The sequence below is a fragment of the Rhodoferax sp. genome, from assembly GCF_013297935.1.
Lineage (GTDB): Bacteria > Pseudomonadota > Gammaproteobacteria > Burkholderiales > Burkholderiaceae_C > Allorhodoferax.
Map to the genome: position 1 here is coordinate 20742 of NZ_JAAFIX010000017.1, position 11222 is coordinate 31963.

11 protein-coding genes are annotated in these 11222 nt (G+C 61.2%); 5 read left to right on the forward strand and 6 right to left on the reverse strand.

Annotated elements, in window-relative coordinates; translation table 11 throughout:
- The first annotated feature begins 184 nt into the window (after positions 1–184).
- Together QZW03_RS16450 and QZW03_RS16455 are read left to right on the forward strand one after the other, a co-directional pair.
- A complete protein-coding gene (locus tag QZW03_RS16450; RefSeq protein ID WP_296511127.1) occupies positions 185–1600 on the forward strand; it encodes a methyl-accepting chemotaxis protein in 1416 nt (471 codons plus the stop codon).
- Between the two features lie 93 nt (positions 1601–1693).
- Positions 1694–2719 (forward strand): MBL fold metallo-hydrolase, encoded by a 1026-nt coding sequence (locus tag QZW03_RS16455; RefSeq protein WP_296511131.1) that lies wholly within the window; start codon positions 1694–1696, stop codon positions 2717–2719.
- Here the strand turns inward: QZW03_RS16455 and purT are convergent.
- Positions 2716–3918, reverse strand: coding sequence for a formate-dependent phosphoribosylglycinamide formyltransferase (gene purT, locus QZW03_RS16460; RefSeq protein WP_296511133.1), 1203 nt, complete (start codon positions 3916–3918; stop codon positions 2716–2718). The genes QZW03_RS16455 and purT overlap by 4 nt on opposite strands.
- 193 nt (positions 3919–4111) lie before the next feature.
- On the opposite strand from purT, the gene QZW03_RS16465 reads away from it, so the two are divergent.
- The gene (locus tag QZW03_RS16465) at positions 4112–6079 is read left to right on the forward strand and encodes a methyl-accepting chemotaxis protein (protein ID WP_296511135.1); all 1968 of its coding nucleotides are present in this window, start codon (positions 4112–4114) and stop codon (positions 6077–6079) included.
- 26 nt (positions 6080–6105) lie between these two features.
- Here QZW03_RS16465 and rocF read toward each other — a convergent pair whose 3' ends face one another.
- Both rocF and QZW03_RS16475 read right to left on the reverse strand, forming a co-directional pair.
- Positions 6106–7020 (reverse strand): arginase, encoded by a 915-nt coding sequence (gene rocF / locus QZW03_RS16470; RefSeq protein WP_296511137.1) that lies wholly within the window; start codon positions 7018–7020, stop codon positions 6106–6108.
- Positions 7017–8024 carry an asparaginase gene (locus tag QZW03_RS16475; protein ID WP_296511140.1) on the reverse strand — a complete coding sequence of 336 codons (1008 nt, stop codon included), beginning with the start codon at positions 8022–8024 and terminating at the stop codon, positions 7017–7019. Before QZW03_RS16475 ends, rocF begins: the two co-directional genes overlap by 4 nt.
- Positions 8025–8127: 103 nt before the next feature.
- Between QZW03_RS16475 and QZW03_RS16480 the strand changes: the two genes are divergently transcribed.
- Together QZW03_RS16480 and QZW03_RS16485 are read left to right on the forward strand one after the other, a co-directional pair.
- Positions 8128–8982 (forward strand): phytanoyl-CoA dioxygenase family protein, encoded by an 855-nt coding sequence (locus tag QZW03_RS16480; protein WP_296511141.1) that lies wholly within the window; start codon positions 8128–8130, stop codon positions 8980–8982.
- A 196-nt stretch (positions 8983–9178) separates the two neighbouring features.
- Positions 9179–9589 (forward strand): hypothetical protein, encoded by a 411-nt coding sequence (locus QZW03_RS16485; RefSeq protein WP_087495385.1) that lies wholly within the window; start codon positions 9179–9181, stop codon positions 9587–9589.
- A 19-nt stretch (positions 9590–9608) separates the two neighbouring features.
- Here QZW03_RS16485 and QZW03_RS16490 read toward each other — a convergent pair whose 3' ends face one another.
- From QZW03_RS16490 to QZW03_RS16500, 3 genes are all read right to left on the reverse strand, one after another.
- Entirely contained in the window at positions 9609–10328 is a 720-nt protein-coding gene (locus QZW03_RS16490; RefSeq protein ID WP_296511143.1) for an LrgB family protein, read from the reverse strand.
- The gene (locus QZW03_RS16495) at positions 10321–10686 is read right to left on the reverse strand and encodes a CidA/LrgA family protein (protein WP_296511146.1); all 366 of its coding nucleotides are present in this window, start codon (positions 10684–10686) and stop codon (positions 10321–10323) included. Before QZW03_RS16495 ends, QZW03_RS16490 begins: the two co-directional genes overlap by 8 nt.
- Before the next feature lie 5 nt (positions 10687–10691).
- A partial coding sequence (locus QZW03_RS16500; protein WP_296511148.1) for an FAD-linked oxidase C-terminal domain-containing protein occupies positions 10692–11222 on the reverse strand: 531 nt, incomplete at its 5' end.

The window sequence follows — 11222 nt, forward strand, 5'->3', positions numbered from 1 at the left end:
ATCAAAGTGCTAATTTCACTTTAACCGAAGGGCGCGGGCAGCGTGTAGGCCTTGCGTGAAATATAGCGATCCGCGCAGCGGGGAGGGGCACAACCAGAGCCTAAGAATGGCAGCCTAGTGCACTGTTCTGTTTCTGTATAAATATAATGAATTTACTGAAATAACTATTATCGATGGAGCGGGTATGACCACCAAGACAATGCAAACAAGTTCAGAGGCTTTGGCCGTACTGGGAGACAAGGTCTTGCTCTCCGCTATTACCCTGAGCGCTCTGGTGTCGGTGGCTTTGGGGATGGCGTTTGTCGACAGTGGTCTGGCATTTACCGTCAGTGCGCTGTTGCTTGCCCTTGCCTTCGGGGTGTTTGCGGTGGCGCGCTACAGCGTGATGAGCCGCTTTGTGCTGGCGTTTGTGTTGGTCGCATTTGTGGCGCTGCACATTCAGTTGGCCCGGGGCATGGAGGAAATGCACTTCGGTGTCTTTGTTTCGCTGGCGCTATTCCTGACTTATCGGGACTGGCGTGTCATTGTGTTCGCTGCGGTGCTGTACGCGGTGCACCATGTGCTTTTCGATCGTTTGCAGGCTGCGGGGTTCGGGGTTTATTGCATCACGCAAGCAGACTTCGGCCGGGTGGTGATTCACTCGGTGTACGTGATCATTCAGACGGCGGTAGAAGTCGTGATGGCGGTCAACATGGCCCGCGCAGGCCGTGAAGGTGATGAGCTCCGGGTGCTTGTGTCGCAAGTCAATCGGGATGCCACCATTGACCTGAATGTGCACGGCGTGAAAACCACCACCCAAGGCGGCGACATGTTGCTGGCCACACTCGCCCGCATGGAGGCGGCGGTCGCCGCAGTGCGCCAGAGTACCGGTAGCATCGAAGTCGCGTGTCATGAAATTGCCACTGGTAATCAGGATTTGAGCGCTCGAACCGAGCAGACAGCAGCCAACCTCCAGCGGACGGCCAGCAATATGTCGCAGCTGACGGGCGCTGTGGCGCAGTCTGCAGACAATGCGCGGGAGGCCAACGCCCTGGCACTGGCAGCCAGCACGACTGCTGCGCGCGGGGGCGAGGTGGTGGGGCAGGTGGTCTTGACGATGCAAGGCATTAATGAAGCCAGCCGCAAGATCAGCGACATCATCAGTGTGATTGACGGCATTGCCTTTCAAACCAATATTCTCGCGCTCAATGCCGCAGTAGAAGCCGCCCGTGCCGGTGAGCAAGGGCGCGGGTTTGCCGTGGTCGCCAGCGAAGTCCGGAATCTGGCGGGTCGCTCCGCGGAGGCCGCTAAAGAAATCAAAACCCTGATCAACACCAGCGTGGAGCGGGTGGAGCAGGGCACGACACTGGTTGATAAGGCTGGCGAAACCATGACTGAAGTCGTCTCCAGCATCCGCCGCGTGACCGACATCATGGGGGAAATCAGCGCCGCTAGCTCTGCGCAGTCAGAAGGGGTGAATGAAGTGGGTGACGCCGTGGCACAAATGGACCAGGCGACCCAGCAAAACGCCGCCCTGGTCGAAGAGATGGCTGCCGCTGCGGGTAGCTTGCGCCAGCAAGCCCAGGACCTGGTGCGCACTGTAGCGGTCTTCCACCAGTAAACCCCGGCTGGAGCGGGGCCCTTGCCCCGCAGGCTCCGTGGCTTCTTGTGCCTGGTGCATCATGGTGGCCCGTTGCCACCTTGGTCCGCCCTGATGCCACCCTCCGCTCCTCGCCGATTCGCAAACTCCGACCCTGAGGTCGTGATCGGTAACTTCCCCTGGTACGAGATGTTGTGGCGTTCGCTTCGGGGGGATTTCAAGCCCTTGCGCGCCCCTGACCTGGGTTATGACCATTTTGCTGCCGAGTGGAGCACGCCCGTGAGTCACCGGCTCCTGTCGCAACCGTCTGAAGCGCCCCAGGTGACCTGGCTGGGCCATGTCACGGTGTTGCTGCAGCTTGCCGGACTCAATATCTTGATGGACCCCACCCTCGCAGAGTTTGCCGGGCCCCTGGGCAAGTTCGGCGCGCGCCGCCGGGTCAAGGCTCCCTTGCGGCCGGATGAGTTGCCGCGCATCGACCTTGTGTTGATTTCCCATAACCATTACGACCACCTGTGTGACGCCACGATCAAGCAACTCCTGGCTGCAGGCCAGACGCCTCGCTTCGTGGTTCCTAAAGGATTGAAAACATGGTTTGACAAGCGGGCCATCGCACCCGTGACCGAGCTGGAGTGGTGGGAGTCGTTGGAGGTGGCCGAAGGACTGCGGGTGCACTGCACCCCGGCCCAACACTGGAGCCGGCGGACGCCATGGGACACCAACCGGTCGCTATGGGGTGGGTACTGCGTGGAGTGGAGCACTGCGCCCGGAGCGCCGTGGCGGTTCTTGTTTCCCGGCGATACCGGTTACAGCCGCGATTTTGTGGCCATACGGGAGCGGATCGGGCGCATGGACTTCGTGGCCCTGCCCATCGGCGCTTATTTGCCGCGCGACTTCATGAAGCCCATGCATGTGAATCCGGCCGATGCAGTGCAAATGCTCTTGGATCTCGAGGCACCGCTGGCCATGGGTGTGCACTGGGGGACGTTCATGCTGACGCAAGAGGCCTTCGATCAACCACCGCGCGACCTGGCTACTGCGTTGGCCGGGCGCCAGATGGCGCCCGATTGCGTGTGGTTGATGCGGCATGGTGAGACCCGCACCATTCCCCTGCCGGGGCCGGAAAAGCCTGCGCCTTAAACCACGCGGGGTTTTACCTTGGACGCAGCGAGCTTGGCGTTGCGGCGCGCGGTGTCGGTGTCTCCGGCCCGTGCCAGCGCTACGCCCATGCGTCGTTCGGCAAAGCTCTCGGGCTTGCCGAACAGGCGCAGATCGGTGCAGGGCACGGCCAGGGCTTCATCCACGCCGTCAAACACCATGCCTTGGGCCTCTGCGCCGCCGTAAATCACGGCGCTGGCGCCGGGGTTACGCAAACTGGTGTCCACCGGTAGGCCCAGAATGGCACGGGCGTGCAGCTCGAACTCGCTTTGGTGCTGGGTGCACAAGGTCACCAAGCCGGTGTCGTGCGGGCGGGGGCTGACCTCGCTGAACCACACTTGCTCGCCTTTGACAAAAAGCTCCACACCGAACAAGCCTTGCCCGCCCAGGTTGTCTGTGACGGCTTGGGACACCTCACGGGCGCGCTCGAGTGCGGCGGCCTGCATCTGCATCGGTTGCCAGCTTTCCACATAGTCACCACTGACTTGAACATGTCCGATCGGGTCACAGAAACTGGTCACGATCTGACCATCGGCACCCACCGAGCGCACGGTGAGCTGGGTGATTTCGTAGTCGAAGTCAATAAAGCCTTCTACGATCACGCGGCCGTGGCTGACCCGCCCGCCAGCCATGGCGTAGTCCCACGCTTTTTGCACATCGGCTGGGCCATCAATCTTGCTTTGGCCTTTGCCGGAGCTGCTCATCACGGGTTTCACGATGCAGGGGTAACCAATGCCACTGTCAATGGCGGCTTGCAGCTCTGCCAGAGAGTCGCAGAATTGGTAAGGGCTGGTGGGCAAGCCGAGTGTCTCCGCGGCCAAGCGTCGGATGCCTTCGCGGTCCATGGTCAGGCGGGCGGCCCGCGCGGTGGGGATCACGCGCACTGTGCCGGCGGCTTCGAGTTCCTCCAGCATGGGGGTTGCAATGGCCTCAATCTCCGGGACCACCAGCATGGGGCGCTCCGCTTCAATCAACGCCTTGAGTTGGGCCGGATCACTCATGGTGATGGTGCGCGCGTGGTGGGCCACCTGCTGTCCGGGAGCGTTCTCGTAGCGATCCACAGCAATGGTTTCCACCCCGAGTCGTTGCAGTGCAATCAACACCTCTTTGCCCAGCTCTCCGCTGCCGAGCAGCATCACTTTGGTGGCGTTGGGGGAGAGGGGGGTTCCGAGTGTGATCATGATCAGAAGGCAAAAAGTGGGAAGGAGTGCTATTGTCGCGGTGAACCCAGTCCGTTGCAGACTTGTGGAGCAGCACATCCGTGCCGATAAGCATCTGCTAGTTATGGATATGTGGTCCTTGCTGCATCTCTGAGATATATTGTTTTTGTTAAAAAAAGCAATTTTCTAAAAATATCAAATAATTGGAGTTCCCATGCAACAAGGTTCCTGGTTTTCCCGTTCAGGGGTAGGCGGCAAGCTCTCACTCAGCGTGATGCTCATGGTGAGCTCGTTGGTGGCAGTGCTGGTGATCAGCATCGGTATCACGCTGGTGCGCGTTGTGGAGTCCCGTGCCGGCACCGAGGTGGCTGAGAAAACCAAACTGATGGTGTCTTTGGTAGAGGCGACAGACAGTGATTTACGCAACCGGGCCGTCTTGTTGGCGAAAGCCTTGGGAACCCGCCTGACCGGCGGGTTTGCGCTCACGGGAGCGACTGTCGACATTGCCGGTAAGCAGGCACCCGTGTTGGCGTTGGCCGGCAAACCGGTCAACCTCGATTTCACCATCGTTGATCAGTTCACCGAGAGCACGGGCGCGGTAGCGACTATTTTTGCCGTGACCGGTTCTGACTTCATGCGGGTCAGCACCTCTTTGAAGAACGACAAAGGCGAGCGGGTCGTCGGCACTCTGCTGGACCGCGCTCACCCGGGTTACAAGGCGGTCACCGAAGGCGGCACCTACGTGGGGCCCGCGACCTTGTTCGGGCGCCAGTACATGACCCATTACGAGCCCATTAAAGACGTCGGTGGAAAAGTGGTGGGATTGGCTTTTGTGGGTATGGACTTCAGCAATTACCTGAAGCAACTCAAAGACACGATCCGTGCCATGAAGATCGGCGAAACCGGTTACTTTTATGTCCTAGATGCTCGGCCCGGAGCGAATCTGGGTAACCTGCTCGTGCACCCCGCTATGGAGGGGAAAAATATACTGGAGTCCAAGGACGCGGATGGGCGCGAGTTCATCAAGGAAATCCTGGAGCAAAAAAATGGCAGCATCCGCTACCCGTGGATGAATGCCGACTTGGGTGACAAAAAGCCCCGCGAAAAAGTTGTGGCGTTCAGCCACCTCAAATCGCTCAACTGGGTCATTGCAGGCGGTGCCTACGTGGATGAGTTCACCTCAGAGGTGCGGACTATCCGCAATGTCTTCGGAGCGGTGGGTGCCGGTGTGGTGCTCATTACTGCCCTTGTCCTGTTTTTGCTGGTTAAACGGCTGGTGTCAGATCCCCTGCAGAAGGTCCAGGCGGCCGCCAGTCAGATTGCAGGTGGCGACTTGACCGTTCATCTCCAGCCACGTAGCCAGGATGAAATCGGACGCCTGGTGGAGGCGATCAACCTGATCGGCTCGGGTCTGGCCGGCGTGGTGTCGTCGGTGCGGGAGGGGTCGGAGAGTGTGGCCAACGCCAGCTCTGAGATCGCACAGGGCAACCAGGACCTGTCCATGCGCACCGAGCAGCAGGCCAGCGCGTTGCAGCAAACTGCCAGCAGCATGGCCACCCTGAGCAATACGGTGAACCACAACGTGGACAACGCGCGCCAGGCGAATCAAATGGCCATTAATGCCTCCGACGTGGCTTTGCGCGGCGGGCAAGTGATGGACGAGGTCGTCGAGACCATGAAGGGGATTAACCAATCTTCGTCCCGGATTGCAGACATCATCGGCGTGATTGACGGCATTGCGTTTCAGACCAATATCCTGGCCTTGAATGCAGCCGTGGAAGCGGCGCGTGCGGGCGAGCAGGGGCGCGGATTTGCAGTGGTGGCCAGCGAAGTGCGTTCCCTTGCGGGCCGCAGTGCCGCGGCGGCCAAAGAGATCAAGGGACTGATCGATGACAGCGTGGGGCGCGTAGAGCGGGGCACGCAACTGGTCAACCAAGCGGGAGAAACCATGACGCAGGTGGTGACCTCCATCCGGCGGGTGAACGACATCATGGGCGAAATCACCTCCGCCAGCTCGGAGCAAAGCGCCGGAGTGCAGCAAATGAGCGATGCCGTAAACCAGATGGACCAGACAACCCAGCAGAACGCGGCGCTGGTTGAAGAGATGGCAGCGGCCGCCAGCAGCTTGCGTACCCAGGCCAATGAGCTGGTCAATACCGTGGCGGTATTCCGGACGCAATAAGCAGGCGGCGGGCTGTGTAACGCCGCCTATTTCCGCATGAGCGTGCTCTTGCCAAAAAGCGACTCGATCAGGTCCACGGCTACCTCGGCCGTGCGATTGCGCTCATCCAGCGCAGGATTGAGTTCAAACACATCCAAGCTGGCCATGCGCCCGGTGTCGGCAATCATTTCCATGCACAGCTGTGCTTCGCGGTAGGTGGGGCCACCGCGCACGGTGGTGCCCACGCCGGGGGCGATGTCGGGGTCCAGAAAGTCCACATCAAAGCTCACATGCAGGTGGGTGTTGCTGTCCATCAGGGCGAGTGCCAGCTCCATGGCGGAGCGCATGCCCATCTCGTCGATGTAGCGCATGTCGAACACTTCAATGTTCTGCTCATGCACAAAACGCTTCTCGCCCTCGTCCACACTGCGGATGCCGATCTGGCGCACCCATTTGGGCGAAATGGCAGGCACTTGCCCGCTGATCTCAATCAGTTCTTGCGGACCGAAGCCGCACAGGCAGGCCACCGGCATGCCGTGGATATTGCCGCTGGGTGTGAGGGTGTTGGTGTTGAAGTCAGCGTGGGCGTCCAGCCAGAGCACGCGCAGCTTTTTGCCGGTATCGCGGCAGTGTCGCGCCACCGCGCTGATGGACCCTATGCCCAGGCAGTGGTCCCCGCCCAGCACGATGGGCAGGCGGCCATTCTGCAATTCGGCGTACACCGCGTCATGCAGGCTGCGGTTCCAGGCGGTGACTTCGGGCAGGTGGCGGTAGCCATTCACCGGCGGTTGCCACGGGTTACTCGGGCCGCTCAGGTTGCCCTTGTCCAGTACTTCCAAGTCGTGGCTTTGCAGCACGCTGGTGATATTGGCTACGCGCAAGGCCTCGGGGCCCATGCTGGCGCCGCGGCTGCCTGCGCCTATGTCGGTGGGAGCGCCTATCAAACTGATTTTGTGGTTCATGGTGTTTGCAACTGAAAGACAGGAAGACGCTCGCCGACAAGTAAGCCGCGCGCGTTGCGGATCTCGGCGGCGCGCCAGGGCTTTAGTGCGGCGCGCTGTGCATCGTCCAGCCAACCCAACTGGTCAAGCACTTCGACGCTGGCCGCAAACAGGGCGGGCTTGTTGCCGTCAATGATCTTGAGGGCAAAAGCCTCGCCGCGGCTTTTGCTGCCGACGACTTGTACGCCATCGGCCCCGACTTTGCTCACCCAGTCGCCCCGGCCCACCCGCATGAAATCGAGGTCGTTACGGCCGGTCCCGCTCACCATCTCGGGGTAGGCCGTCATGGCTTCGCTGAGCAGCGCAAAGCTGGCGCCGAACTCCTCGTCCTGAGCACCACTGGCCAGGCGTGCATAGCCACGGGCTAGTTTGGAAAGGGGCATGGCGAAGTTGGGGGCAGAACAGCCATCGATACCGCGGGGCATGTCTTGCACATCCATACCCACTGCGCGGGCTACATCGCGGGCAATCGCTTGCTGCAAGGGGTGCTCGGGGGCGGTGTAGTCGTCCAAGGGCAGGCCATGCTGCTCGCAATACGCCACAAAACCGGCGTGCTTGCCGCTGCAGTTGTTATGGGCCTCGGTATAGGTGGCGCCTTCGGGCGCGCCCTTGTCGAAGTAGCTGAATAACAGCGGCACATGGCAGCCGCAACGCAGGGTTTGGTAGCTGTGCCCGGACTTGGCCAGCATGCGGTTGGCCGCGTCCACGTGCATGGCTTCGCCGTTATGGCTGGCGCAAAGGAGGGCATTCTCGGCTTGGGTAAAGCCGAAAGCCGCCGGGCCACCTGCCTCGACAAAAGGCAGGGCCTGCAAGGCTTTGAGGGTAGATCGGGTAAAAGTGACCAAGTGCGGGTCACCTGCAAAGGCCGTGAGTTGCCCCCGGCGATTGGTAACGGCCACCGCGCCGAAATGCAGGCACTCTGGAGTGCCGCCGCGGGTAAGTTGGATCAGGGGTGTGAGGTTCAAGTGCGTGTCTCTCCTGCGCCAGAGCGTAGCCGAAATCACGCGCGCAAGCAGTCCGGGTGCCTATACTGAAACGCTATTTCCACTGCGAACATTTGCATAGCCCATGTTGACCAATGAACAAAAAGTCCGCTACGCGGAAGATGGCTACCTGATCCTCCCCAACTTTAAATCGCCCGCAGAAATCGCTGCGGTCAGGGCGCGTGCCGAGGCGATTGTGGACGCCTTCGATCCGGCGGAGAGCCGTACCATCTTCACCACCAACGAGCAGGCCCGCAAGGTCGACCACTACTTTCTGAACTCGGGTGACCGCGTCTGCTGTTTCTTCGAGGAAGAAGCTTTTGGTGCCGACGGTGCCCTGCGCCAGGCCAAGGCGCTCTCCATCAACAAAATTGGCCACGCCATGCATGACAAGGACCCGGTGTTCGAGGCGTTTTCCCACGGCCCCGCTTTGGCCGAGTTGGCGGCCGACCTCGGTCTCACGCAACCCCAAGTCTGGCAGTCGATGTATATCTTCAAGCAACCCGGCATAGGCGGCGAGGTGGGCTGGCACCAAGACGCGACATTTTTCGATACCACCCCGATCAGTGTGACCACCTTCTGGTTTGCGCTGGAAGACGCCACGCTGAGCAATGGCTGTCTGTGGACCGAGCCCGGCGGCCACCGGGGGGAGAGGGGCGTTTTGCGCGAGCGCTTTGAACGCGACGGGGACCAGATCACCATGCACAAACTGGACCCGACGCCGTGGCCGGCCAGCAATGTGAATGCGGTGCCGCTAGAGGTAAAGGCCGGTGCCTTGGTGGTCTTCCACGGGCTGTTGCCCCACTACAGCGCGCCCAACCGTTCGGCAGTTTCCCGCCATGCATACACCCTGCATGTGACCGACGCGATCACCCGGTATGCCGCCAGTAACTGGTTACAACGCAGCGAAGCCGACCCGGTGCGCGGTTTCTTGATTTAATTGCTATAAATTAGATAGCTGCTGGCACATATTGCATGGGCGCTGGTGGCTTATTTAATGCCTGATATTTGACTGTGCGTAGCCAAGTCCGCAGTGTGCTCCCACGTACAAACTATTGCATTCAGCGGGCTTTTTCTGCTTTTCAAGCCGGCGGGCTTGTGCCACAGTGGGCTCCTGAGTGTGTCAGGAGTGCGCCATGAAAGTCCTTGCCTTCGCATCCCTAAGCTGTGCCGTGCTGGCGGGGCCTGTGTGCGCGCAGGAGCTGATTTCACTCACGCGCTTGCCATCCGGCGCGGCGCCCTCCCTCAATCAGTCGGACCGCAGCCTCTTGGCCAAGTCGGACTCCGACCGCAAATCTATCGAAGCATCCTTGCAAAACACCCTGGTGGCTTATGACACCCGGCACGACGGGGCCCGGAAGAAACTGGGTGTGGCACTGACCTCGTTCAGCAGCATCCCCTTGGAACTGGCCTATGACCCCAACGGCAAAAACCTGATGGCCCAATGGCGTTCGGTGTACACCACGGCGGCAGGGCAGTCGTTTCAGTACCAGGCCTTCGTGGGCGAGTCCGGCACCATCAACTTCGTGATCAGCTCGAAGTTTTGATGGCGACCCACATCGGCGGTCAGCGGAAAAACAAAGGCATCAGCAACGACGCCAACACCACTTGCAGGCCCAGCGCCAGCCCGGCGTAGGCGCCGGCATCCGCATTCACCTGGAGCGCGCGTGCCGCGCCTATGCCGTGCGAGGCGGTGCCCAGGGCAAAGCCGCGTGCAGACCAGCCGCTGCCGGTGTAGGGCAGGCGCAGCAGGCCAAAGATGAGCTTGCCGCTCAGTGCCCCGATCAGGCCTGTGAGCACGGCAAATACGGCTGACAGCGCAGGAATACCACCTATCTTTTCAGCGATGCCCATCGCCACGGGCGCGGTCACGGACTTGGGCGCCATGGACAGCAGCACATCGCCGGGCAAACCCAGGGCCCAGCCCAGTGCCAGTGCGGATCCGCTGGCCGCCGCACCGCCGACCAATGCGGCCACGAGCAAACGCCCCCAGCGTTTTTGCACTTCGGCCCTGCGCTGCCACAGGGGCCAGCCCAATGCCACGACTGCGGGGCCCAGCAAAAAGTGGATGAACTGCGCACCCGAGAAGTACCCCGGGTAGCTCACCCCGGTGGCCAGCAACAGGCTGGCGAGGGTAAGCACGCTCCAGAGTACCGGGTTGGCCCAGACGGCTTGGCCGGTGCGCTGGTACACAGCGTGCGCCAGCACATAGGTCACCAGGGTGGCCGTCAGGCCGAAGAGTGGCGTCGCCGACAGGTAGACCCACAGGGCCACCACTTCAGCCATGGGGAGCCTCGTCTTCCGCGTCCCGGCGGCTCAGGGTGTACAGGGTGAGGGCGGTGACGGCAAGCCCAATCCAGGTGGAAAGCACCAGCACAACCAGCATCCGCCCGCCATATTGGCTGAGCAGGGCCAAGTGGGTCATGACGCCCACCCCGACCGGAATGAACAAAAGCGAGAGATGACTGAGCAGAAAATCCGCGCACTGGCTAACGGGCTCACGCACCAGGGGCCACTGCAAGGCTGGAATCAGCAAGACCATGCCGACCACCGGGCCTGGAAACGGCAGGTGCAGACCGCGAGCCAGCAACTCACCGGCGCTTTGCAGCGCCAGGAGCCAGGCTAAGCCGCGCAAGCCTTGCATGGCGGCTAGAACCGGGGCAAGTCCGGGTGTTTGATCTTGCCGCCGCGCACCAACTCCCTGCCGTATTCGGCGCAGCGGTGCAGGGTGGGAATGACCTTGCCGGGGTTGAGCAAGCCTTCGGGGTCGAAGGCGGCTTTGACGGCAAACATCTGAGCGTTTTCTTCCGCGCTGAACTGCACGCACATGCTGTTGAGCTTTTCAATGCCGACACCATGCTCTCCGGTCACGGTGCCGCCCATGGCGACGCTGGCCTCCAGAATCTCGGCCCCGAATAGTTCGCAGCGGCGAAGCTGGTCGGGGTCGTTCGCATCAAACAAGATCAGCGGGTGCAGATTGCCGTCGCCGGCGTGGAACACGTTGGCGCAGCGCAGTTGGTACTTTTTTTCCATCTCGGAAATCGCGAGCAGGATGTCGGCCAGCCGCGCGCGGGGAATGGTGCTGTCCATGCACATGTAGTCAGGGCTGATGCGGCCGCTGGCGGGGAATGCGTTTTTGCGCCCGCTCCAGAAGCGCAGGCGCTCGGCCTCGCTGTTGCT